At 59.1% G+C, this 24072-nt stretch carries 23 protein-coding genes and 1 pseudogene; 3 read left to right on the top strand and 21 right to left on the bottom strand.

Annotated features, from left to right (window positions below; genetic code table 11):
• Positions 1–254: 254 nt before the first annotated feature.
• The 12 genes and pseudogenes from J4D25_RS12995 to ubiE all read right to left on the bottom strand — a co-directional run bounded on the left by J4D25_RS12995 (position 255) and on the right by ubiE (position 11252).
• Positions 255–2846: a fibronectin type III domain-containing protein gene (locus tag J4D25_RS12995; protein WP_057712375.1), complete on the bottom strand. Its 2592-nt coding sequence runs from the start codon at positions 2844–2846 to the stop codon at positions 255–257.
• A 217-nt stretch (positions 2847–3063) separates the two neighbouring features.
• Entirely contained in the window at positions 3064–3777 is a 714-nt protein-coding gene (locus tag J4D25_RS27310; RefSeq protein ID WP_373423040.1) for a methyl-accepting chemotaxis protein, read from the bottom strand.
• Between the two features lie 141 nt (positions 3778–3918).
• A pseudogene (locus J4D25_RS27305) lies at positions 3919–4980 on the bottom strand (methyl-accepting chemotaxis protein); the annotation flags it as partial.
• 222 nt (positions 4981–5202) lie between these two features.
• A complete protein-coding gene (locus tag J4D25_RS12985; protein WP_057712373.1) occupies positions 5203–5910 on the bottom strand; it encodes a 16S rRNA (uracil(1498)-N(3))-methyltransferase in 708 nt (235 codons plus the stop codon).
• Positions 5907–6701 carry a twin-arginine translocase subunit TatC gene (gene tatC / locus J4D25_RS12980; RefSeq protein WP_057712372.1) on the bottom strand — a complete coding sequence of 265 codons (795 nt, stop codon included), beginning with the start codon at positions 6699–6701 and terminating at the stop codon, positions 5907–5909. The genes J4D25_RS12985 and tatC overlap by 4 nt, the downstream gene beginning before the upstream one ends.
• The gene (gene tatB / locus J4D25_RS12975; protein WP_057712371.1) at positions 6698–7141 is read right to left on the bottom strand and encodes a Sec-independent protein translocase protein TatB; all 444 of its coding nucleotides are present in this window, start codon (positions 7139–7141) and stop codon (positions 6698–6700) included. The genes tatC and tatB overlap by 4 nt, the downstream gene beginning before the upstream one ends.
• Before the next feature lie 10 nt (positions 7142–7151).
• A complete protein-coding gene (locus J4D25_RS12970) occupies positions 7152–7424 on the bottom strand; it encodes a twin-arginine translocase TatA/TatE family subunit (RefSeq protein WP_057712370.1) in 273 nt (90 codons plus the stop codon).
• Positions 7425–7449: 25 nt separating this feature from the next.
• On the bottom strand, positions 7450–7782 hold the full coding sequence (locus J4D25_RS12965) for a phosphoribosyl-ATP diphosphatase (RefSeq protein ID WP_007975564.1): 333 nt from the start codon (positions 7780–7782) through the stop codon (positions 7450–7452).
• Complete coding sequence (hisI, locus tag J4D25_RS12960; RefSeq protein ID WP_007989281.1) at positions 7775–8176, bottom strand: phosphoribosyl-AMP cyclohydrolase; 402 nt, start codon at positions 8174–8176, stop codon at positions 7775–7777. The genes J4D25_RS12965 and hisI overlap by 8 nt, the downstream gene beginning before the upstream one ends.
• An 81-nt stretch (positions 8177–8257) precedes the next feature.
• Complete coding sequence (gene ubiB / locus J4D25_RS12955; RefSeq protein WP_057712369.1) at positions 8258–9862, bottom strand: ubiquinone biosynthesis regulatory protein kinase UbiB; 1605 nt, start codon at positions 9860–9862, stop codon at positions 8258–8260.
• Positions 9859–10482 carry an SCP2 domain-containing protein gene (locus J4D25_RS12950; protein WP_057712368.1) on the bottom strand — a complete coding sequence of 208 codons (624 nt, stop codon included), beginning with the start codon at positions 10480–10482 and terminating at the stop codon, positions 9859–9861. Before J4D25_RS12950 ends, ubiB begins: the two co-directional genes overlap by 4 nt.
• Positions 10482–11252 (bottom strand): bifunctional demethylmenaquinone methyltransferase/2-methoxy-6-polyprenyl-1,4-benzoquinol methylase UbiE, encoded by a 771-nt coding sequence (gene ubiE / locus J4D25_RS12945; RefSeq protein WP_007975568.1) that lies wholly within the window; start codon positions 11250–11252, stop codon positions 10482–10484. Before ubiE ends, J4D25_RS12950 begins: the two co-directional genes overlap by 1 nt.
• A 155-nt stretch (positions 11253–11407) precedes the next feature.
• Here ubiE and J4D25_RS12940 point away from each other — a divergent pair, with 155 nt between their 5' ends.
• The 3 genes from J4D25_RS12940 to J4D25_RS12930 all read left to right on the top strand — a co-directional run bounded on the left by J4D25_RS12940 (position 11408) and on the right by J4D25_RS12930 (position 13198).
• Entirely contained in the window at positions 11408–11683 is a 276-nt protein-coding gene (locus J4D25_RS12940) for a polyhydroxyalkanoic acid system family protein (protein WP_015093124.1), read from the top strand.
• 245 nt (positions 11684–11928) lie between these two features.
• Positions 11929–12351, top strand: coding sequence for a phasin family protein (locus J4D25_RS12935; protein ID WP_057712367.1), 423 nt, complete (start codon positions 11929–11931; stop codon positions 12349–12351).
• A gap of 10 nt (positions 12352–12361) precedes the next feature.
• Positions 12362–13198: a phasin family protein gene (locus J4D25_RS12930; protein WP_057712366.1), complete on the top strand. Its 837-nt coding sequence runs from the start codon at positions 12362–12364 to the stop codon at positions 13196–13198.
• Positions 13199–13390: 192 nt separating this feature from the next.
• Here J4D25_RS12930 and J4D25_RS12925 read toward each other — a convergent pair whose 3' ends face one another.
• The 9 genes from J4D25_RS12925 to argS all read right to left on the bottom strand — a co-directional run bounded on the left by J4D25_RS12925 (position 13391) and on the right by argS (position 24063).
• Complete coding sequence (locus tag J4D25_RS12925) at positions 13391–14011, bottom strand: TetR/AcrR family transcriptional regulator (protein ID WP_057712365.1); 621 nt, start codon at positions 14009–14011, stop codon at positions 13391–13393.
• Between the two features lie 59 nt (positions 14012–14070).
• Positions 14071–15753 (bottom strand): class II poly(R)-hydroxyalkanoic acid synthase, encoded by a 1683-nt coding sequence (gene phaC, locus J4D25_RS12920; RefSeq protein WP_057712364.1) that lies wholly within the window; start codon positions 15751–15753, stop codon positions 14071–14073.
• A 115-nt stretch (positions 15754–15868) separates the two neighbouring features.
• Complete coding sequence (phaZ, locus tag J4D25_RS12915) at positions 15869–16723, bottom strand: poly(3-hydroxyalkanoate) depolymerase (protein WP_057712363.1); 855 nt, start codon at positions 16721–16723, stop codon at positions 15869–15871.
• Between the two features lie 157 nt (positions 16724–16880).
• Positions 16881–18560 (bottom strand): class II poly(R)-hydroxyalkanoic acid synthase, encoded by a 1680-nt coding sequence (phaC, locus tag J4D25_RS12910; protein WP_057712362.1) that lies wholly within the window; start codon positions 18558–18560, stop codon positions 16881–16883.
• Between the two features lie 259 nt (positions 18561–18819).
• Positions 18820–19191, bottom strand: coding sequence for a gamma-butyrobetaine hydroxylase-like domain-containing protein (locus J4D25_RS12905; RefSeq protein WP_057712361.1), 372 nt, complete (start codon positions 19189–19191; stop codon positions 18820–18822).
• A gap of 213 nt (positions 19192–19404) precedes the next feature.
• Entirely contained in the window at positions 19405–20742 is a 1338-nt protein-coding gene (gene hslU, locus J4D25_RS12900) for an HslU--HslV peptidase ATPase subunit (protein ID WP_057712360.1), read from the bottom strand.
• Positions 20743–20796: 54 nt separating this feature from the next.
• On the bottom strand, positions 20797–21327 hold the full coding sequence (gene hslV, locus J4D25_RS12895) for an ATP-dependent protease subunit HslV (RefSeq protein ID WP_007975582.1): 531 nt from the start codon (positions 21325–21327) through the stop codon (positions 20797–20799).
• Between the two features lie 284 nt (positions 21328–21611).
• Positions 21612–22325: an SPOR domain-containing protein gene (locus tag J4D25_RS12890; protein ID WP_057712359.1), complete on the bottom strand. Its 714-nt coding sequence runs from the start codon at positions 22323–22325 to the stop codon at positions 21612–21614.
• A 1-nt stretch (position 22326) separates the two neighbouring features.
• Positions 22327–24063, bottom strand: a complete 1737-nt coding sequence (gene argS / locus J4D25_RS12885; RefSeq protein ID WP_057712358.1) for an arginine--tRNA ligase — start codon at positions 24061–24063, stop codon at positions 22327–22329.
• Positions 24064–24072: the final 9 nt, after the last annotated feature.

Below are 24072 nucleotides of genomic sequence, written 5' to 3'. Positions count from 1 at the left end.
AACGCTCCGTATCGAAAGATACGGAGCGTTGGAACGGATCATCGAAGATCAGAAACGATCTGTACGACGCCAAGCTTCAGGTGCAGTTAGGCTTTGATAAGGACATTCTTGGGGGAGGGCACGCCTGCGGAGTTCTTCGAGGCACCGAAGAACTCCGCAGGCGTTTTTGAAGCAGGTTTTGTAAGCGAATCACGGTGTCGGTTTGAGTTTCATGCTTGTGAGATGCCGTGTTAGTTGTATTGACATAAAACCACTTACAATGTGGTTAGTTCAGCGAATAAGGGTGGCGATCCGCTTATGTCGTTGTGCGCGATGATCCGTACTTCGTACCGGGCACTTGGAATTAAATACGTACTAAGCTTGGGCTCTGGTGTCTGAAAGTCCCATTCACCACCACCGGGACCTCTCAACATTATCTTGTACCAGCTGATATTTCCGGTTGGTTTATCCCAATGAAGGGTAACAGGAAAAAAAGGCGCCTGTTGATAACGGAAATTAGCTGGTCTTCCTGGCGCGAGCGGACGTATCGCTGGGATGTTCGCTGTCAATGGCGGTGATTCACCTGCATTATTCTGAGCGGTAATTCTAACGTGATAAGAAACGAGTGCTCGCAGTGTTGGTTTTAGACTTGTGGTGTCGGTAGTGTAATGGTCTGACCATCCCTGAGAGTCGGTTACAACGATTTTGTACCCGGTCACGGTTCCAGAGGGTGGATCCCAGTCTATGTTAGGGGTAAAGGGTGTAAATCGGAAGTTACGGGGCGCGCCGGGTGACGTACCATCAACAGGCTCAATTGTGATCGATTCAGTTATAGAGCAGGCGCCGTATATATTAATGGCCCACATTTCAACCGTGTAGCTTTCGTTTAGTGGCAGCTCTTGAAATACATAAGTAGTCTCAGCGCTTGCAACGAGAATAGGCGGCTCCTCGTTTAGCGAAATTGCATAATTTTTAAGATTCGTGCTGGTCGACGGAGTCCAGGAGAGGGAAGTGCCTGATTGAGTGCGAGAGGTGATAGTCAAGTTGGTCTCTGGTTCTGGACGTATTCCGGAAAAATAAAAGTCGTAAGGAGTACCTCTGTCAAACTCTCCAGAATTTATCATGCGGCATCTATGTGATATGTATTGGCCTTCACTGACCTGGTAGCTAAAAGACGGCCCTTCTCCCGAAATTGGATAGTAAGGTTGACCCGTATCATCGGCTTCGTACGAGAGGTCAGGGAAAAAAATGGCGTGTTCAGTTACGTTCCACACGACCTTGATTTCATATTTCTCCGTTACCTCGTCGTACCCAACTATGTAGTGTGTCGGGTTTGATAAGACGGGGTTTGGGTAAAGTGTGCTGGTTGTGTATTCAGAATAAAATCCATTATTGTCTTTGGCGCGTATTTTAACTTCGTTCTGCTGGTGTAGGTTGATGTCGACATAAGTTACGGAAGCATAAGGGCTGTCTCTATATGGAATGATATCTTTGAGAGTCCCGTTTAGATATAGTTCGTAGCTTTGTATTCCCGCTGCGTCGATTGAGTGGCCCCAGCTTATGATGCAGCTATAGCTCGCAAATCTGGTAACAAAAATTTGTCCCGGTATGGTTGGCGGTATAGTGTCTTGAACAAGATCAAATGCCGGAGAAAAGTCTGAGTGATTATCTAGGTTGTCGATGGCTTTAACTTTGAAGGTGTAATTCTTTAGGGCAAAATTTTGGTGCTCGTAAGTGGCGTGACTGGTTGTCGCGAAATGCGCGTCATTACGATAGATGTGATATTCACGCACGCCCAAGTCATCGATTGCCGGATTCCATTTGAACTGTAGAGTATTCTGAAATTGTCCGTCGACCACTGTCTCGTTTTTTGCAATGACATTAAAGTTGGAGGGGGCGCTCGGCTTCGTATTGTCCCTTGCTCTTCTCCTGTTCAGGGCGATGCAGTTGTCGGTAACGGAAATCTTTGTATCTGGCCTTTCAATGAAGTCGACCTGGAGTATTTTGGCATTTAGATGACCCTCTTTGAATGTTTCTATCCGAATAGAGTGATTTTTATTCAAGTACATGGGGCCGCCGACGCCGTAAACGGATGCGTCCAGTATCCAATAAGGAATTGTTGGTGGTGAAGCCATTGAGTCGATAACGAGTGATTCTATGTTTTCGGGCGTGGCATCATCTCTCCATTGGCGGTTAAAGGATTGCCATATCTGCTCTCTTTGGATCCATTCACTTTGCCAGTTGCCATTCGGGTTGTTATGGGGAAAGTGTAGAATAATGCTGCGCCCAGGGTGTTGACTGCGGATGGTGTAAATGTTGGAGTCACTGGCTGATGGTGGAATCAAAAGCCCCTTGATTGGCGTAAAGTACGGTAAGCAGCGTTGAAGGCTGTTATAAGCGTAATTTCTACCTCGGTCATATTTGTAAAAGTCAAGAATCACAATTTCGCCAGGGTTGGCGGTCACGAAGTTTTTTACATCACGCACTAAATGTTCCAGGCGTCTTCCTGCAGAAAGACCGTGTTTGAATTCGAATATTTCAATGAATTTATAGGTTGGAAACTTATTGCCGATGGTTTTTTTATAACTACTGTCGTAGAGGCGCAAGTCAAGATAGCGTGCCCCAGCGGCGAGTTGCTGCGGGAAGGTGTTATCCTGATTGGCAGCCCATTCTTTTCCAATAGGGATCATCCCGGCTCTGTCGGCGCCAGAGTTGTGTGAGCCAGGAATTGCCAATTGGTGCAGCTTGAGCAATGCGATCTCTGAAGCGATATCAGTCATCCAGCGGCTGTAGTTGGTGTAGGGGACGATGTCGTTAGGCGTTGGTGTTTCTGAGGTGTCAGAAGTGTCGATCAGGTCATTGCTCATGGTTGTGCTCCTGAAAAATGGGCAGGAGCTAAATAGTGCGCTGTTTAAAAAATTTACATAACTATCAGAACTGATAGTAGTACGGACATAGCTAATGTATTGGTGTTAAAGCTTAAGTCATTAATTTCTTAATGCTTTTGTTCGGGCTGGAAGTCGCAGGTCGGCCGGCATGTGAGATACCGGCCTTTTTTCATCTACGGGGGGCTTCGTGCTCACCTCAAACCTTGAACCGCCCCACCAACATCTGCAAATGCGTCCCCAACCGCGCCAGCTCAACGCTGGACGCTGCCGTCTCCTCACTGGCTGCCAAGGTCTGATCCGACACATCCCGCACATTCAGCACGCTGCGGTTGATCTCCTCCGCCACGGCGCTTTGCTGTTCGGCAGCCGCGGCGATCTGCTGGTTCATCGCCTGGATCGCCGACACCGTGCGGGTGATGCTTTCCAGTGAACCGCCGGCACGGCGGGTCAGTTCGACGCTGCTGTCGGTCAGGGTGCGGCTGTTGTCCATGATGGTCGCCACTTGCTGGGTGCCGTTTTGCAGGCCGACGATCAGCTCTTCGATCTCTTCGGTGGACTTCTGGGTGCGCTGGGCCAGGCTGCGGACTTCGTCTGCCACCACGGCAAAACCACGCCCGGCTTCACCGGCGCGGGCGGCTTCAATCGCCGCGTTGAGCGCCAGCAGGTTGGTTTGCTGGGCCACGGACTTGATGACGTCGAGCACGCTGCCGATCTTGTCGCTTTCGCGTTTGAGTTCGCCCATGGCCTCGGTGGAGTGACCGACTTCCGCGGCCAGGCGTTCGATCTGGGCGATGGCTTCGCCGACGACTTTGTCGCCCTCCCGGGCCTGCTGATCGGCGGCGACGGCGGCTTCGGAGGCTTCTTCGGCGTTGCGCGCCACTTCCTGCACGGTGGCGGCCATTTCGTTCATGGCGGTTGCGACCTGATCGGTTTCGACCTTCTGACTGTTGACCCCGGCGCTGGTCTGCTCGGTGACGGCAGACAGCTCTTCAGCGGCGCTGGCGATCTGCGTAACGCCATCGCTGATGCCGCCGATCAGTTCGCGCAGCCCTTGGGTCATGCTTTGCATGGCCCGCTGCAACTGGCCGAGTTCGTCGCGGCGCTGCGACGTCAGGTTGTGGGTCAGGTCGCCACTGGCGACGCGCTGGGCCACGATCAGGGTCTGGTTCAATGGAATGATGATCTGCCGGGTGATCGCCCAGGCGGCCAGCAGGCCGAAGGCGATGGCCAGCACGGTGGCGAGGGTCAGCATGTTCTTGGCATGAGCGGCGTCGGTGTCACGCACGACGGTTTGCGAGATGGTGAGTTTCTGGCTCATGTCCAACAGGATGTCGCCTTGGGTGGACATGCGTGCCAGGGCCTTGGCGCTGGTCACCTGGGAGTCGCGGAACTGGCTGACGGCGGCGCGATAGGCCCTCAGCGAGTCAGTTGCCTGTTGCAGGTTGGCGATGTGTTCTTCAGGCAGTTTGGTCGGCAGGCTCTCGAGGTTCTTCAGGGCGTTTTCGATCGCGTCGAGGGCTGGCTGTTCGGCTTCGCTCTTGCCGCTGTAGGTGTAGCCGCGAACCTGGAAGCGCGCCTGCTGGATCAGTTTGCTCAGGTCGATCACGCTGTTGAACGCCGCTACGCTGTCACCTTGCAGCATGGATTTTTCCACTTCGGCGACGCGGGCCACGGCATTGTCGGCAGTGGCGCCGAGCTTTCTGCGGGCGTCTTCACGCTGGGCGCCGGCCTGGGTCATGTCGTTGAAGGCGCGGCGGTATTCGGCGACAGCGGCCAGTTGTTGATCCGCCATGGCCGTATCGGCCGGTTGCTCGATCAGGCCGCGGGCGGTCTGCAGGCCGCTTTCGAGTTTGCCTAACAGATCGTTGACGGCGCCGGGACCTTGTTCGCCGCGACGCATCTCGTAATCCAGGCGTGCAATGCGCAGGTCCTTGGTCAGGTCGTTGAGACTGGCGATGAACCCCAGTTTATCGCCGCGGCTGGTCACGCCGCTCAGGCCGCTCCAGCCGGTGAAGGTGATCAGCAGGGTCAGCAGCAGCACCAGACCGAAGCCGATCCCCAGCTTGCGTTTGACGCTGACGTTTCCCAGATTCTCGGCTAGCCATTGGTACATGCTGAAACTCCCCGGACCAAACAATGGTTTTATGGGGGCTTTATCGGCAGGAGGGCTGGATTCTGTAGGTGGCTCCCGATGTACGGGCAAGTGATCATCTGTGGCAAATGTTGACCTGTGGGAGCGAGCTTGCTCGCGATGGCGTTGTTTCAGGCAACACGGATGTCGACTGTTACTCCGCTATCGCGAGCAAGCTCGCTCCCACAGGGACAGTGTCTGGATTTAAAAGAGGCGTGCCAGCAACGCGGTCACGGCGGTTTCGACCCGCAGGATGCGCTCGCCCAGTTGCACCGGTTGCAGGCCGGATTTGCCCAGCAGGTCGATCTCGTAGGGAATCCAGCCACCCTCGGGGCCGATGGCCAGGGTCACCGGTTCGCTGAGTGCGCGAGGGCAGGGCGGGTAATTGCCCGGATGCCCCACCAGGCCGAGGGTGCCTTCGGTGATCGCGGGCAGACGGTCTTCGACGAAGGGCTTGAAGCGCTTCTCGATCACGACTTCCGGCAACACGCTGTCCCGCGCCTGTTCCAGGCCGAGGATTAACTGCTCGCGAATCGCCTCTGGCTCCAGGAACGGGGTCTGCCAGAAGCTCTTCTCGACGCGATAGCTGTTGACCAGCACGACCCGTGGCACACCCATGGCCGCCACGGTCTGGAACACCCTGCGCAGCATCTTGGGCCGTGGCAGGGCCAATACCAGGGTCAATGGCAGCTTGGCCGGTGGTTGCTGGTCGAGGGTGACGCGCAATTCCGCTTCGTCGGCGTCCAGACGCAGCACTTCGGCCGACCCCATCAAACCGCCGATTCGCCCGACGCGCATGCTGTCACCGACTTCGCAGCGGTGGACTTCCTGCATGTGGGTCAACCGGCGATCACGCAGGATCGCGCGGTCGGCCGCAATGAAATCGGCCTCTTCGAGGAGCAGCAGGTTCACGCTTGGGTCGCTGGCGGCTGGTCGTTGTGATCGTCAGCCGGTTGGTCTTCCGGATGGTCGCCGCGCTTGCTGATCAGGCTGCCGAACAGGATGCCGATCTCGAACAACAGCCACATCGGAACGGCCAGCAGGGTCTGCGAGAAGATGTCCGGTGGTGTCAGGATCATGCCGACCACGAAGCAGCCGATGATCACGTACGGACGGATTTTCTTCAGGTATTTGACATCGACCACGCCGATCCACACCAGCAGCACCACGGCCACCGGAATCTCGAACGCTACGCCAAAGGCGAAGAACAACGTCATGACGAAATCGAGGTAGCTAGTGATGTCGGTCATCATTTCCACGCCGGCCGGGGTGGCGGCAGCGAAGAATTTGAAGATCAGCGGGAACACCAGGAAATAGGCGAAAGCCATGCCGGCGTAGAACAGAAAGATGCTGGAGACCAGCAAGGGCACGGCGATGCGCTTTTCATGCTTGTACAGGCCGGGGGCGATGAAACCCCAGATCTGGTGCAGGATCACCGGAATGGCCAGGAACAGCGAGACCATCATCGTCAGCTTCAGTGGCGTCAGGAACGGCGACGACACGTCAGTGGCAATCATCGTCGCGCCAGCGGGCAGGTACGCGCGCAGCGGCGTGGAGACGAAGGTGTAGATCTGCTGGGTAAAGGCAAACAGCCCGGCAAAGATGATGAAGATCGCCGCTACGCAGCGCAGCAGACGGGTACGCAACTCGGTGAGGTGCGAAACCAGCGGCATGTGCTGGTCGTTTTCAGGGAGATCGCTCATGGGGCTCGCGGCGGCAAAGTGGTGTCATTGGGCGCTGGCGTTGTCGGCGCGGCGGCTGGAGCAACGGGTTCAACCGGCATCGCTGTCACAACAGGCGCAGGTTCCGCCATCGGAGCAGGTGTCGGGTCGACAGCCGCGGCAGGCGCAAGAATCGTCTGCGTACCCACATGTTCCACCGGCGTCGGCTCCTGCTGGGTCGGCGTGAAGATTTTCCGCGCCTCCTGCTCAAGCGACAGGATGTGCTCGTTGTGCAGTTGCCGACGAATCTCGTCGGCACCGATTTCACGTTCAACTTCCTGTTTGATTGCGTTGAAGCTGCGCTTCAGGCGCCCGACCCACAGGCCGGCGGTGCGCGCAGCGCCCGGCAAGCGCTCGGGACCCAGCACCAGCAGGGCGACGAGGCCGACGAGCAGCAGTTCAGAGAAGCTGATACCAAACATTAGTCAGTGCTCACACGTCTTTGCGGATCGGCTCTTCGACTTTCTGTGCCTGCACGTCGATGGTGTGCGGCTGGTTCACGGATGCCTGTGGCTGAACCGGAGGAACCGGTTGGGCCGGGGTCGCGTTCGGGTCGGCCGGTTTTTCATCGTCGTTCATGGCTTTGCGGAAGCCCTTGATCGACTCGCCGACGTCAGTGCCGAGGTTTTTCAGTTTCTTGGTGCCGAACACCAGTACCACGACAACCAGGATGACGACCCAGTGTTTCCAGTCAAAAATGCCCATGCTGCTGCTCCTCTCTAATAGTTATTCAGGCGGACGGGCGCGAGGCTTTCTCGGCGTGTCCGGAGAGACCGAAACGACGGTCCAGTTCATCGAGTACAGCCTGTGGATGCTGCCCCAATTGGGCGAGCATGACCATGCTGTGGAACCACAGGTCGGCGGTTTCGTAGATCACATCGCTGCAGTCGCCGCTGACGGCGGCGTCCTTGGCGGCGATGATGGTTTCGACCGACTCTTCGCCGACTTTTTCCAGAATCTTGTTCAAGCCCTTGTGGTACAGGCTGGCGACATACGAGCTGTCGGCGGCGGCGCCTTTGCGCTCCTCCAGTACCTCGGCGAGGCGGGTGAGAGTGTCACTCATGTTTGTGCCCTGCGGAATAGATGGCGTGCGGATCTTTCAGGACCGGGTCGACGGTTGTCCAGTCGCCGTTCTCATAGACGCGGTAGAAGCAGCTCTGGCGGCCGGTATGACAGGCGATGTCGCCGATCTGCTCGACCATCAGGATGATGACGTCGGCGTCGCAGTCCAGGCGCATCTCGTGCAGGGTTTGCACATGGCCGGACTCTTCGCCCTTGCGCCACAGCTTGCCACGGGAACGTGACCAGTAAATGGCACGGTTCTCGGCAGCGGTCAGTTCCAGTGCTTCGCGGTTCATCCAGGCCATCATCAGGACGCGCCCGGTCTTGTGATCCTGGGCAATGGCCGGCACCAGGCCGTCAGCGTCCCACTTGATCTCGTCCAGCCAGTTTTTCATCTTCGACTCCGACAGCGGGCTCGACACTTCAATAGCCGAGCTCAGGCGTTCAAACAGTGTGCCAGTCGTTCACACAACTGGCTATCGGCGCACGACCAGATACAAACCGACCGCCATCATGATTCCCGCCGGCCAATAGGCCAACTGGTTCAGCGGTCCGCCAGCGGCAAGGACGGCGCCACCGGCCAGATGGGCCGTACCGAGCAGGCGCAGGAACCAGTCGTCACGGCGTCGACGCCACGGTGGCGGCGGGTCGTAGGCGTGGGGTTGGGACATGCGTTCGAGCAGGTCGCGGGCCATGTTGGCCAGGTGCGGGATCTGTTCGAATTGGCTGTGCACGTTGCCGAGCAGGGCTTTGGGGCTGACCCGCTCGCGCATCCAGCGTTCGAGGAATGGCTGAGCGGTGTTCCATAGATCGAGGTCCGGGTACAGCTGGCGGCCCAGGCCTTCGATGTTCAACAGGGTTTTTTGCAGCAGGACCAGCTGTGGCTGCACTTCCATGTTGAAGCGGCGCGCAGTCTGGAACAGGCGCATCAGCACCTGACCGAAGGAAATATCTTTTAACGGTTTTTCGAAGATCGGCTCGCACACGGTACGGATCGCCGCTTCGAATTCGTTGAGCTTGGTTTCCGCCGGCACCCAGCCCGAATCGATGTGCAACTGCGCCACGCGACGGTAATCGCGCTTGAAGAAGGCGAACAGGTTGCGTGCCAGGTAATCCTGGTCTTCCGGGGTAAGGCTGCCGACGATGCCGCAGTCGATCGCAATGTACTGCGGGCTCCACGGATTCACGGTGCTGACGAAAATGTTGCCGGGGTGCATGTCGGCGTGGAAGAAACTGTCGCGGAACACCTGGGTGAAGAAAATCTCCACGCCACGCTCGGCGAGCATTTTCATGTCCGTGCGCTGGTCGGCCAGAGTCGCCAGATCGGTAACCTGAATACCGTAGATGCGTTCCATCACCAGCACTTTCGGCCGGCACCAGTCCCAATAGACTTGCGGTACGTACAGCAGCGGCGAACCGTCGAAGTTGCGCTTCAACTGGCTGGCGTTGGCCGCCTCGCGCAGCAGGTCGAGTTCGTCGTAGATGGTTTTTTCATAATCGCTGACCACGTCCACCGGGTGCAGCAGGCGCGCATCGGCCGAGAGTTTTTCGGCGGCGCGGGCGAGGATGAACAGCCACGCCAGGTCCTGGGCAATCACCGGTTTGAGGCCCGGGCGGATCACCTTGACCACCACTTCTTCACCGGTTTTCAGTTGCGCGGCGTGCACCTGCGCCACCGAGGCCGAGGCCAGCGGTTCGACGTCGAAACGGCTGAAGACTTCGCTGATTTTCTTGCCCAGCTGTTCTTCGATCAGCTTGACCGACACTTGCGAGTCGAATGGCGGTACGCGGTCCTGCAGCTTCATCAGTTCATCGGCGATGTCCTCGGGCAACAGGTCGCGGCGAGTGGACAGGATCTGCCCGAACTTGATGAAGATCGGCCCCAGGTCCTGCAACGCCAGGCGCAAGCGCGCGCCACGGCTCAGGTCCAGGGTTTTGCGCGGGAACCAGCGCCACGGCAAGGCGTAACGCAGCGCCCGCAAGAACCAGGGCAGCGGCAGGGCGAACAGCAGGTCATCGAGGCGGTAGCGGATCACGACGCGCTGGATGCGCAACAGACGGCGGACGGCAAGCAGCTTCATGCGTTATCGCTTGGGTCGAGGGATCGGGAAAGGCGCTCGAAACGCGCCTCGAGACGTTCCAGATCGAGCTTGATCTGGTCCAGTTCACTGAATCGGGCTTCGGCTTCGCGCTGGCCGACGAGGGTGCGCGATTCTTCGGCCAGGTATTCGCCCAGGTTCTGGTTGAGGCTGGCGAACCCTTGCTGATACCAGCGGGCGCGGCTGCGCAGGTGACCGCCGACCAGTTGCGTGGCCACAGGTCCCAGCCAGCGCGAGAGTTCGTACTCCCAATCCAGTTCCAGGTCCTGGAGGATCGCCGCCAGTTCCAGCAGCACGCCGCTGTCGCCGTCGAGTTCGACTTCAGGGGCGTGCAGGACCGAGGTCTTGTCCTTGCTCATCGCCAGTTTCAACAGGCTCGAGGCCGGTGCACGCAAGGTGCAGTCGGCGCCGGTTTCCCACTGGGAGGCGAGCATCAGACCTTCGTCGCTAGGCAGGATGAACAGTTGCAGCACCGGGCTGCGGCAATCGACGGCAATCACTTTGCCGGTCAAATGCGCCAGCCGCGGCAGCGCCGTGCTGTCGAGACGCAGCACCCGGTTCAGGCCGAGTTCAACGCTGGCGAGCAGGCCGGCGAGCAACATCAGGGCTTGATGCCGCGGTGCAGGGCAACGATGCCTGCGGTCATGTTGTGATAGGTCACGCGGTCGAAACCGGCCTCGACCATCATCGACTTCAGGGTTTCCTGGTTCGGGTGCATGCGGATCGATTCGGCCAGGTAGCGATAGCTTTCCGAGTCGTTGGTGATCAGCTTGCCCATCAGCGGCATGAAGGCGAACGAGTAAGCATCGTAGGCCTTGGACATCAGTGCGTTGGTCGGCTTGGAGAACTCCAGTACCAACAAGCGGCCGCCCGGCTTGAGCACGCGCAGCATCGAGCGCAGGGCATCTTCCTTGTGGGTCACGTTGCGCAGGCCGAAGGCGATGGTCACGCAGTCGAAATGGTTGTCCGGGAACGGCAGTTTTTCCGCGTCGGCCTGGACGAATTCGACGTTGCCGGCCACACCGAGGTCCAGGAGGCGGTCACGACCGACCTTGAGCATGGATTCGTTGATGTCGGCCAACACGACCTGGCCGGTCGGGCCTACCAGGTGCGAGAATTTTCTGGTCAGGTCGCCAGTGCCGCCGGCGATGTCGAGCACGCGGTTACCGGCACGAACGCCCGACAGTTCGATCGCGAAACGCTTCCACAGACGGTGCATGCCGCCCGACAGAAGGTCGTTCATCAGGTCGTACTTGGCGGCTACCGAGTGGAAAACCTCAGCGACTTTTTCCGCTTTCTGGCTTTCCGGAACGTTTTTGAAGCCGAAGTGAGTGGTGGGTTCGGCATCGCTGCCTTTGCGCTGATCAGTCATATCGCTGTCACCAAAAGAGAATGCGCGACATTCTAATCCCCAAGGCATGCTTTGTCTTGGCAAGGCTGAAGGTAAGATGGGCAACCATCGGGACGTTTTGACGCAGCAGAGGTCAAGATGCCTCGGGAAAGCATCCATAAAGCAGGAGTCATTTGATGGCCCGTATTAGTGTTGAACGTGCCCATGGCCTGGGTAAGGAAGCGGCTCGCGAGAAGGCCGACAAGCTGGCGCAGAAACTTTCCGATCAGTATGGCCTGGAGCCGCAGTGGTCCGGCGACACCCTCAACCTCAAGCGCTCGGGTGTGAAGGGTGCGGTGCATGTCAGTGAAGATTCGATCAAGGTCGACGTGGAACTGGGCCTGATGATGTCGGCCATGAGCGGCATGATCAAAGCGGAAATCGAAAAGGCGCTGGATAAAGCGTTGGTCTGATCTCCAGCTGTATTGAGATCCCCTGTGGGAGCGAGCTTGCTCGCGATGGCGCAGTGTCAGTCGACATTAATTTTGACTGATGAATCGCTATCGCGAGCAAGCTCGCTCCCACAGTTTTTTGTGTGGCGCTCTCAAAGGTTTATGTCATTTGTTAGGGTGCCGTTTCTAATTTTTCTCCCTACTTTGTGCCAGAGCCCGACACTTTCCCGGGCAGTTCCTCAAACCTTCTGCGCGTGAGGTGCACCATGGCCAAAGTTATTTTGAAGAAAAAAATCGACCCGTCGACCGGCACGCTGGGCGACGTCAAATCCTATGCCCGCAAGATCTGGCTGGCAGGCCTGGGTGCCTACGCCAAGGTCGGCCAAGAGGGCAGCGAGTACTTTCAGGAGCTGATCAAGGCTGGTCAGGTTGTTGAAAAGAAAGGCAAAAAGGTAGTCGCTGAGAAGCTCGAAGCGGCCAATGCCGAGATCGATGAAGCCAAGAGTGAAGTCAGCACTTTCAAAGGCAAGGTCGAGGTTCAACTCGACAAGGTCGAGAAGGCGTTCGACACGCGTGTCGCAAGTACCTTGAATCGTATCGGTATTCCGTCTAAACATGACGTTGAGACACTCTCTGCTAAGCTCGATGAGCTGACGGCATTGCTCGAACGTGTCGCGCGTAAATCTTAAGGAGAACGGGATGGCTGTTAAAAAGAAAACCGAAAAAGAAGGCAGCTCGTGGATCGGGAAGGTTGAAGATTACTCCCGAAAAATCTGGCTGGCTGGTTTAGGCGTGTACTCGAAGATCGACACTGACGGCAGCAAACTCTTCGATGCATTGGTTAAGGACGGCGAGAAAGCCGAGAAGCTCACCAAGAGCGCTGTTGGCAAGACTGTCGACGCCGCCAAGGACTCCGCTTCTTCGGCCAAGTCGCGCATCAGCGGCGTGAAAGATCGCGCACTGGGCAAGTGGGATGAGCTGGAAGGTGCTTTCGACAAGCGTCTGAACAGCGCCATTTCGCGTCTGGGCGTACCGAGCCGCAACGAGGTCAAGGCACTGCACAGCAAGGTCGAAACCCTGACCAAGCAAATCGAAAAACTGACCGGTGCCAAGGTTGCGCCTGTTGCGGCGAAAACCGCGGCAGCCAAACCTGCTGCCAAAACCGCAGCCAAGCCACTGGCAAAAGCAGCGGCTAAACCTGCTGCCAAGCCTGCGGCTAAAACTGCAGCCGCCAAACCGGCCGCAGCCAAACCTGCAGCCAAGCCGGTGGCTGCAAAAGCCACCGCCAAACCAGCGGCTAAACCGGCCGCCAAGCCTGCAGCGAAAACTGCAGCGGCCAAACCCGCTGCGGCGAAAAAACCAGCGGTGAAAAAGCCGGCAGCTCCAAAGGCCGCCGCGCCAAAACCAGCAGTGGCAGCTGCCAAACCGGCAACGCCGGCAGCTCCGGTCAGCGCATCGAACTCCGCTACCGCACCGACCCCTGCGGTCACCCCGACTGTCGCGCCAGCTCCATCGACGCCAACCAGTCAGTCCTGATTTTCAGGGCTCAAGAAAACGCCCGGCCTGTGAAGGTCGGGCGTTTTTGTTTGTGTGCGAATCTCTGACCGACACAAGCCCAATGTGGGAGCGAGCTTGCTCGCGATGAGGCCATCACATTCAACATTGATGTTGGCTGATCCGCCGCCATCGCGAGCAAGCTCGCTCCCACAGGGTTGGTGGGTGTCAGGGTTATTCGTGGTCTTCCAGGTACTCCATCGCCATCTGTTCGGTCGCAGCCTTCATCGATGGCAGCAGGTGCGGCGCCACCAGCATCATGATCTGGTAAACCACCAATCGCACTTCGCCCTGACGATCAAGAATCCGCTGATAGTCCAGTGAGAAAAGCAACGTCATGGTGATCTGCTCCACCAGTTGCCCCAGTGCCTGGGTATCGCTGACCAGCAGCCCTTGCGCCTTCAACCGTGCCAGCAGCGACGCCAGTGTGCGCTTGAGTGCATTGAGCAGGTTGCGAATGCCCTTGGCCAGTTTCGGCAGGCGCCCGGCGAGGTTCGACAGATCCTGGAACAGGAACCGGTAGTGGGACAGGCGTTCGACGATCAGGTGCAGGAACAGCCAGTATTCTTCGGGTGCCAGTTCGGCATCGGCCGGTGGATCGAGCAAGGGGGCCAGTTCGCCCTGGAAACGCTCGAACAGCCCGAGAATCAGAGGCTCCTTGCCGTGGAAGTGGTAGTAGAGGTTGCCCGGGCTGATGCCCATCTCATTGGCAACTTCCATGGTGGAGACATTCGGTTCGCCCTTCTGATTGAACAACTGCAGGGCACATTCCAGGATCCGGTCGCGGGTTTTCATCCAGTCTTCTTAATGATCGGGTCTTGCCACGGCCGACAGTGGCCGTGGCTCGTTGAACGTCAGCGCACGCGCACGTAAGTACCGGGTGCTGCCTCCATCGGTGGATAGTTCTGGTTGCCGAGCGCCATGTGGGTTTCCTTCTGCGCACCGGAGCGTTCCTGAATCCAGCCAAGCCATTGGGTCCACCAACTGCCATCGACACGCTTGGCGTCGTAGTACCAGGCCCGTGGGTCGCTGCTGAATTTGCCGTTCTCGACGTAGTTGGCTTTCGGGTTGCTCGGCGGGTTGAGGATGCTCTGCACATGGCCGCTGTTGGACAGCACGAAGCGCCGCTCGCCACCGAGCAACAGCGTCGAGCGATACACCGCGTCCCACGGCGTGATGTGATCGTTGATGCCGGCGACGCTGAAGCTGTCGACGGTGACCTTCTGCAAGTCGATCGGCGTGCCACACACTTCCAGGCCGCCCGGATGAGTCAGCGGGTTGTGCTTGAAAAAGTCCAGCAGGTCACCATGCAGGGCGGCCGGCAGGCGCGTGTTGTCGTTGTTCCAGTAGAGAATGTCGAACGCCGGTGGCTCCTTGCCCAACAGGTAGTTGTTGACGAAGTAGCTCCAGATCAAATCGTTGGGGCGCATCCAGGCGAAGACCTTGGCCATGTCACGGCCGTCCAATACACCTTTCTGATAGGAGCGGCGTTTGGCGGCTTCCAGAGTCTGTTCGTCGGCGAACAGCGTCGCGGGGCTGTCCATCTGACTGTCGAGCAGGCTCACCAGGTAAGTTGCGCTGGACACCCTGCGCAGCTGCCGTTTGGCCTGCAGGTGTCCTTGCAGCGCGGCAATGGTCAGACCGCCGGCGCAAGCGCCCATCAGGTTGACCTCCCGTGCGCCGGTGATCGCTCGGCAGACATTCATGGCCTCTTCTACCGCTTCCACGTAGGTCGACAGCCCCCATTCGCGGTGACGCACATCCGGGTTGCGCCAGCTGATCATGAAGGTTTGCAGGCCGTTTTTCAGCGCGTACTGGACGAAGCTGTTGTGGGGGCTCAGGTCGAAAATGTAGTACTTGTTGATTTGCGGCGGCACCACCAGCAGGGGCTTGGAATACTGCTTTTCGCTCATCGGTTTGTACTGGATCAACTCCAGCAGTTCGTTGCGAAACACCACGGCTCCGGTGGAGGTGGCGACCGTCTTGCCAACCTCGAATGCTTGCTTGGTGACTTGCCGGGGCAGGCCGTCGTTGTGCAGCAGATCGTCCACCAAATGGCTGATGCCACGCACCAGGCTGTTACCGCCGGAATTGAAGAGCTCCTTGACCGCCAGTGGATTGAGCAGGGTGTTGGAGGGTGATACGGCGTCGTTGAGCAAGGTGAACGCAAAGTGGGCGCGGGCGCGGTCGTCCGGGCTCATGTCGCTCTCGTCGATCCAGCTCTTGACCTGTTTCTGCCAGCTAAGATAGGCCTGCAGGCTGCGCCGATAAAACGGGTTGAGGCTCCATGCCGGATCGGTGAAGCGAGCGTCCTGCGGGTTGGTCGGGTGCAGGGTTTCGCCCAGCAGCACACGACCAAGCTGGCCGCCGAGTTTGAGGGCATGTCGGGCACTGTGCACCGGATTGCGCAAGCCATGGGCGGCCACACTACGCAGGGTCGATAACAGATCCCGACCGCGCAGGCCGGTAATCGCACTCTGTGCATTGATGAACGCGGCGGGAGTCGGTAAGGAATCCCTCGCTGGTTTCTCGCGCATGAGTCAACACTCCTTCGTCTTCAGGCTAAAAACAAACACACCGAACCAGAACACCATAGACGCTGTAACGGGTTGTTGCGCGGCGTGGCGTCCTGCCGGCCGCTGATGCAGCGGTTTAGCTGCCCAATGGCGCCGGACGCGGATGCATCACCGCGCGCTGGCGCTCCTCTTCCAGGAATTTCATGATGATCGGGGCCACCGCTTCGGCCCGGGTAATCAGGAACAAATGCCCGTCATCGATGATGTGCAACTGGGCGTTGGGGATCCGCCAGGCCAGCAAGCGCATGTTGACCAACGGGATCAGCGGGTCATCGTCGCCGGCCAGTACCAGGGTCGGCTGGCGGATCTTGTGCAACCAGTGGATGCTGGTCCAGCCGAGGCCGGCGAACAGCTGCCAGTAGTATCCGAGCTTGCCCGCTGAACGCACCTTGGCCGCATGGCTCGCGGCCAGCGTCGGGTCGCGACGGAAAGCGCCGCCGTAGATCATCGGCGCAATGCGAATCACGTGGGACGGTTGGATGTAGCGTCGCGGGCTGGCCATCATCCACAGCACTTTCGGCTTGCCCGGTACCATCACCGCACCCGCCGCCGTTGCCGCCAGCACGAGTTTCTTGCAGCGCTCCGGATAGTCGTAGGCGAACTGTTGGGCCAGGGCGCCCCCCCAGGACACGCCGATGACGTTGACCTGCCCGTAGTCGAGATAGTCGAGCATCCGCGCCGTGAGCTTCGCAAGGCTCGGAAAGCGATACGGCCGGTTTGGTGTCGACGAACCGCCGACGCCGGGTACGTCGAAGGCGATGACTTCCAGGTCCGGGTCCAGTGCCGCGATGAACGGGAACACCAGCTCCAGGTTGGCGCCGATGCCGTTGAAAATCAGCAGGGGCGTCAAGTGAGGCTTGCCGGGGCGTACCGCCGTGCGGAGCGTCTGGCCATCCAGATCGACGGTACGGAATATGAAGGGTTGCGGCATGCTTCTGGCCCTGTGGGTCGCTTTCTCAAATTCTTCCTTGACCCCTTTGTGGGAGCGAGCTTGCTCGCGATAGCGGAGTGTCAGTCAGCGCATATGCCAAACCTGCCACCGTCATCGCGAGCAAGCTCGCTCCCACAGGGAAGTCGAGGTGTGTCAGTTAGCGCTCATGCACATAGGTGCCTGGCGCGGCTTCACCCGCGGGATAGGCCTTGTTGCCCAATTTCAGCGGAGCTTTTTTCAGGTTGCCCGAACGCTGTGCCTGCCACGCCTGCCAGTGCAGCCACCAGGAGTCGGCGTGCTTGGTCGACTCTTCCTGCCAGTCATCGGCATTGGCGGGCATTTCAGTGCTGGTCATGTAGCGCGATTTCGGATTGCCCGGCGGGTTCAGAATGCTCTGGATGTGTCCGCTGCTGGACAGCACGAATTCAACGTTGCCCCCGAACAGTTGCGCCGACTTGTAGCAGGAGCGCCACGGGGTAATGTGGTCGCTGGTACCGGCCAGCGAGAAGATGTCGGCGGTGACCTTCTTCAGATCGATCGGCGTACCGCACACTTCCAGTGCATCGGCACGGGTCAACGGGTTACTTTTGAACATCTCGATCAGGTCGCCATGGAACGCGGCGGGCAACCGGGTGGTGTCGTTGTTCCAGAACAGAATGTCGAATACCGGCGGCTCGTTGCCCAACAGGTAGTTGTTGACCCAGTAGTTCCAGATCAGGTCGTTGGGGCGCATCCAGGCGAAGACTTTCGCCATGTCGCGGCCTTCGAGTACACCGGCCTGGTACGACTGGCGCTTGGCGGCTTCCAGGGTTTGCTCGTCGACGAACAGGGCCACGTCGCTGTCCAGGGTGGTGTCGAGCACGCTGACCAGCAGGGTCAGGGCGTTGACCTTGTTCTCGCCGATTGCCGCGTAGTGGCCCAGCAGCGCGGTGCAGGTGATGCCGCCGGAGCAGGCACCGAGCATGTTCACGTCTTTGCTGCCGGTGATGGCGGTGACCACATCAACCGCTTCCTTGAGCGCTTCGATGTAGGTCGACAGGCCCCACTCGCGCTGCTCCTTGGTCGGGTTGCGCCAGCTGACGATGAAGGTCTGCATGTTGTTGCGCAGGCAGAACCGCGCCAGGCTCTTTTCCGGGCTCAGGTCGAAAACGTAGAACTTGTTGATCTGCGGCGGTACCACCAGCAGTGGGCGTTCATGCACCTGCTCGGTGATCGGCTTGTACTGGATCAGCTCCAGCACGTCGTTGCGAAAGACCACCGCGCCCTCGGTCACACCAAGGGTCTTGCCGACCTCGAATGCACCCATGTTGACCTGGCTCGGCATGCCGCCGTTATGCACCAGGTCCTTGGCCAGGTGCGAGAGGCCATCGAGCAGGCTCTTGCCGCCGGTTTCGAAGAAGCGCTTGACCGCCGCCGGGTTGGCCGCCGTGTTGGTCGGGGCGAAGGCCTCGGTCATGAGGTTGATCACGAAGTGCCCGCGGCTGACGTCCTTGGCCGGCAGGTTACTGTCGTCGATCCAGTCGTGGAGTTCCTTGCGCCACGCCAGGTAGGTTTGCAGATAACGTTTGTAGAGCGGGTTCTGGCTCCAGGCCGGATCCGCGAAGCGACGGTCATCGCTGGTCGGCAGCAGCTCGGATTTGCCGAGCAGCACGTTCTTGAGTTCAAGGCCGAAATGAGCGACATGCCTGGCGCTGTGTATCGGTTGCTTGATGGCCTGCCTGAGCACCATTCGAGCAGAAGCCAGTAGATCCTTTCCACGCAGTCCAACGACAGGATTTAGCCCCAAGGTGTTTTCCGAGGCTTGACTCTTCAAGTCATCGTTATTCTTGTTACTCATCTACGACGCTCCATTGTCCTGAGACGAGTACCGGGTCCTGCTGTGTAGTCACACAGCCAATGCCAGGTACTACTGCTCGGGGTGACCGTTAATACTGCATCGCTGCTTTTTTAATGCAGAGAGCACTGCAGGGAACTTGCCAGTTCCATTGGTTACCCGAGTTTAATTTTTTTCGCAAGCAGGCCAATCGGCGGCCCTGGAGCGGAGCATTCAAACAGATGAAATTAGAAAATGCCCTCTAAAGAGCAAGAGGCTCGGATTAGAGCATCAGCCTGACGACGGATTCGTTCGGATCGCGGGTTTTTCCGGCGGCTTTTAGCTCGGCCAGATAATCTTCCCAGAGTGCGTCATAACGTCGCCCCAGCTCGTACAGATATTCCCAGGTGAACAAGCCGCTGTCGTGGCCGTCATCGAAGGTCAATTTCAGTGCGTACTGACCGGCGGGTTCTACCTTGGTCAGTCCTACGTTGATCTTGCCAAATTGCAGGATGGGTTTGCCGTGGCCCTGGACCTCGGCGGAAGGAGAGTGCACGCGCAAGAACTCGGCGGGCAGGGTGTACTCCTCGCCGGACGCGTATTTGAGCGTCAGGGTTTTCGAGGCTTTGTGCAGCTTGATGTCGGTGGGGATCATGGCCAGATGTCCGTCTTGTGCAGAACCTTGTGGGAGCGAGCCTGTGGCGAGGGGGCTTGCCCCCGTTCGACTGCGAAGCAGTCGTAAAACCGATCACCGCATTCTGATTCAGGATCGCGGTGGCTGGTTTTAGGTGCGCTTCGCGCCCCAACGGGGGCAAGCCCCCTCGCCACAGGCTCGCTCCCACAGGATCTCTATCGCTGTAAGTATGGCTTACAGGATATAACGGGACAGGTCTTCGTTCTGTGCCAATTCACCCAGGTGGCTGTTGACGTAGTCGGCGTCGATCTGGATCACCTTGTCGTCATGGGCGCTGGCCAGGTCGCCGGCGCTGAACGACACCTCTTCGAGCAGGCGCTCGAGCAGGGTGTGCAGGCGACGGGCACCGATGTTTTCGGTTTTCTCGTTGACCTGCCAGGCGATCTCCGCGATGCGCTTGATGCCGCTCGGCTGGAACTCGATGCCCAGGCCTTCGGTTTTCAGCAGAGCGCAGTATTGCTCGGTGAGCGAAGCGTGAGGCTCGCTGAGGATGCGTTCGAAATCCTCAGGGGTCAGGGCCTTGAGTTCGACACGGATCGGCAGACGACCTTGCAGCTCGGGCACCAGGTCGCTCGGCTTGCTCAGGTGGAACGCACCCGAAGCAATGAACAGGATGTGGTCGGTCTTGACCATGCCCAGCTTGGTGTTGACGGTGCAGCCTTCGATCAGCGGCAGCAGGTCGCGCTGCACGCCTTCGCGGGACACATCGACGCCACCGGAATTGCCACGCTTGGCGACCTTGTCGATTTCGTCGATGAACACGATACCGTGCTGCTCGACCGCTTCCAGGGCCTTGGCCTTCAACTCTTCATCGTTGACCAGGCGACCGGCTTCTTCGTCGCGCACCAGCTTGAGCGCTTCCTTGACCTTGAGCTTGCGGGCTTTCTTCTTGCCCTTGCCCATGTTGGCAAACAGGCTTTGCAACTGGTTGGTCATTTCTTCCATGCCCGGTGGCGCGGAGATATCGACGCCGGCCATTTCGGCGACCTCGATTTCGATCTCCTTGTCATCCAGCTGACCTTCACGCAGGCGCTTGCGGAACAGCTGGCGGGTGTTGGAATCGGCAGTCGGGGCGTCGTCGCTGCTGAAGCCCATGCGCGCCGGTGGCAGCAATGCATCGAGGATGCGCTCTTCGGCGGCGTCTTCGGCGCGGTGGCGAACCTTGACGATTTCCTGTTCACGCAGCAGCTTGATCGCGGCATCGGCCAGGTCACGAATGATCGATTCGACGTCGCGGCCGACATAGCCGACTTCAGTGAACTTGGTCGCTTCGACCTTGATGAACGGCGCATTGGCCAGTTTGGCCAGGCGACGGGCGATCTCGGTTTTACCGACACCGGTCGGGCCAATCATCAGGATGTTCTTTGGCGTTACTTCAACGCGCAGCTCTTCAGGCAGTTGCATGCGGCGCCAGCGGTTGCGCAGGGCAATGGCGACGGCGCGCTTGGCATCGTCCTGGCCGATGATGTGGCGGTTGAGTTCGTGGACGATTTCACGGGGAGTCATGGACATAATATTCAGTGGACCTCAAGCAAGAATGAGCCGTGGTGCGATGGCTGCACGGGCTTACTCGGCGCAGTCCTGCTCCTCAATGGTCTGGGTGTGGTTGGTGAATACACAGATGTCGCCGGCGATACCGAGGGCGGTTTCGACGATTTCCCGGGCTGACAGGTCGGTCTTTTTCAGCAGCGCGCTGGCCGCGGCCTGGGCGTAGGCGCCACCGGAACCCATGGCAATCAGGCCGTCTTCGGGCTCAACCACATCGCCGTTGCCGGTGATGATCAGGGAGGCGTCCTTGTTGGCAACCGCGAGCATGGCTTCAAGACGGCTCAGGGAACGGTCGGTGCGCCATTCTTTGGCGAGTTCGACCGCGGCGCGCACCAGGTGACCCTGGTGTTTTTCAAGCTGGCCTTCGAAACGTTCGAAGAGGGTAAAGGCGTCGGCGGTGGCACCGGCAAAACCGGCGATGACCTGACCGTGGTACAGGCGGCGAACTTTTTTCGCGTTGCCTTTCATCACGGTATTACCAAGGGAAACCTGGCCGTCGCCGCCCATGACGACTTTGCCGTGGCGGCGAACTGAAACGATGGTGGTCAAGGGAAGAGTCTCCACGCAGCGGGGCGAAAATGCCTTATGCCCATTCATATGGGGGTGGTGGAGAGGATTTCAACTGAAGGAAGCGGCGGGGGACGAATGGCGTGCAATAACTGTGGTGAGGGGGCTCGCCCCCGTTCGGTCGCGCAGCGGCCGCAAAACCGGTATCCCGGATTTGTGAAGCAACGTGGTGTCCGGGTTTGGGGGCGCTTCGCACCCCAGCGGGGGCAAGCCCCCTCGCCACAGGGTTTGTGGGCAACCTCAAGCAAGGTGCCCACAGGGAGGGATCAGCGGCTCTGGCGTTGTTGTAACAACAAATTGCTGAAGCCTGCGCCCGCCAATTGTTTCTGCGCGGTGGTCAGTTGCTCGCGGTTGCTGAACGGCCCGACCAGAACCCGATACCAGGTTTCGTCTTTCACCGTGCCGGACTCAACCGCCACGGCCTGGCCCAGCAGGATGATCTGCGCCCGCACCTTGTCCGCATCAGTCTCTTTGCGGAACGAGCCAGCCTGCAGGAAAAACTTCGTCACAGGCGCAGCCTTGACCGGTGGTGCAGGAGGCGGAGTAATCCCGGCCAAGGCAGCCTGGGCCCGTGCGGTGTCGATCTTCGCCGCTTCGGCCGGGGTGACCGGCGTGGTCGGGATGGCAGGCACTTGCGGCGTCGGCAGGGTTTTTTCCGGCACGGCATCCGGCGGCACGATGACTTCCGATTCCGGCAGCAAGGTGTAGAAGTCGTACTTCGGCTTCACCGGTTGCGTCGGGCTCGGCGGGGTCTTGTTGGCCTCGGCGATCTTGCTGGCTTTCTGCTGTTGCTGTTGCTCGACCTTTTCACGCTTGACCGTGTCGCTGCCCTTGCCCGGCTCCAGTTTCATCAAAAACACAAGGAACGCACCGACCGTGAGGCCGATGACCATCCACAACCAACCCGGAATCGGTTGCTTTGCAGGAGCTTGGTAACGGCTGGCGCCACGCTTGGGTGCAGGTTTTTTCTTGGCAGCCAACTTACATACGCTCCAGAGTTTCCAGGCCCAAGAGTTCCAGGCCTTGCTTGAGGGTGCGTCCGGTCAGCGCGGCGAGGCGCAGGCGGCTCTGCATTTGTGCCGGGGTATCGGCGGCGAGGATCGGGCAGTTCTCGTAGAAGCTGGAGAACAGGCCGGCGACGTCGTACAGGTAAGTGCAAAGGATGTGCGGGGTGCCTTTTTCGGACACGTTGTTCAGGATTTCGCCAAACTGCGCGAGCTTCGCCGCCAGTTCATGTTCGTGTGCCGCTTCGAGGACGATCTGGCCGTCGACTTCACTGAAGTCCTTGCCGAGCTTGCGGAACACACCGGCCACGCGGGTGTAGGCGTACAGCAGGTACGGCGCGGTGTTGCCTTCGAAGTTGAGCATCAGGTCGAAGTTGAAGCTGTAGTCACTGGTGCGATGCTTGGACAGGTCGGCGTACTTCACTGCGCCGATGCCCACCACCTTGGCGATGTTGCGCAACTCGGCTTCGGCCAGCTCCGGGTTCTTGTCTTTCACTAGGGTGTAGGCGCGTTCCTGGGCTTCGGTCAGCAGGTCGATCAGCTTCACGGTGCCGCCATCACGGGTTTTGAACGGACGACCGTCCGCGCCGTTCATGGTGCCGAAGCCCATGTGTTCCATTTCCATCGGATGGGTCACGAAACCGGCCTTGTGCGCCACGGCGAACACTTGCTGGAAGTGCAGGGCCTGACGCTGGTCGACGAAGTACAGTGCACGATCGGCCTTGAGCTTGCCGCTGCGGTAGCGCACGGCCGCCAGGTCGGTGGTGGCGTAGAGGTAGCCGCCGTCAGCCTTGACGATGATCACCGGCAGCGGGTCGCCGTCGGCGTTCTTGAACTCGTCGAGGAACACGCACTGGGCGCCGTTGCTCTCGACCAGCATGCCTGCGGCCTTCAAGTCGTTGACCACGTTGATCAGGTCGTCGTTGTAGGCGCTTTCGCCCATCACGTCGGCCATGGTCAGTTTAACGTTGAGCAGTTCGTAGATCTTCTGGCAGTGGGACAGCGAGATGTCCTTGAACTTGGTCCACAGGGCCAGGCAATCGGCGTCGCCGGCCTGCAACTTGACCACCAGGCCACGGGCACGGTCGGCGAACTCTTCGGATTCGTCGAAGCGTTGCTTGGCGGCACGGTAGAAGTTCTCCAGGTCCGACAGCTCGTCGCTGGTGATCGGGTTTTCCTGCAGGTAAGCCATCAGCATGCCGAACTGGGTGCCCCAGTCGCCGACGTGGTTCTGACGGATCACGGTGTCGCCGAGGAACTCCAGCACGCGGGCCACGCCGTCGCCGATGATGGTCGAGCGCAGGTGACCGACGTGCATCTCCTTGGCCAGGTTCGGTGCCGACAGGTCGACCACGGTGCGCTGCACCGGGCCGGCCTTGCGTACGCCGATGTGGGTGTCGGCCAGGGCCGCGTCCAGGCGCGAGGCCAGGGCGTCGGTGTTCTGGAAGAAGTTCAGGAAGCCCGGGCCGGCGATTTCGGTCTTGGCGACATTTTCGTCAGCCGGCAGGGCGGCGATGATTTTTTCCGCCAGGTCGCGGGGCTTCATGCCGGCGGGCTTGGCCAGCATCATGGCGATGTTGCTGGCGAAATCGCCGTTCTTCTTGTCGCGGGAGTTTTCCACCTGGATCGCCGGCGACAGGCCTTCAGGCAACACACCTTCGTTGACGAGTTGGGTGATGGCTTGTTGGATCAGCTGGCGAATGGTGTCTTTCATGGTCTTCTC

The sequence above is a fragment of the Pseudomonas sp. GW456-L13 genome (genome assembly GCF_017350115.1).
Taxonomy (GTDB): Bacteria; Pseudomonadota; Gammaproteobacteria; order Pseudomonadales; family Pseudomonadaceae; genus Aquipseudomonas; species Aquipseudomonas jessenii.
Note: the sequence above shows the minus strand (reverse complement) of the source record. Positions and strands in the feature narration are given on the sequence as shown.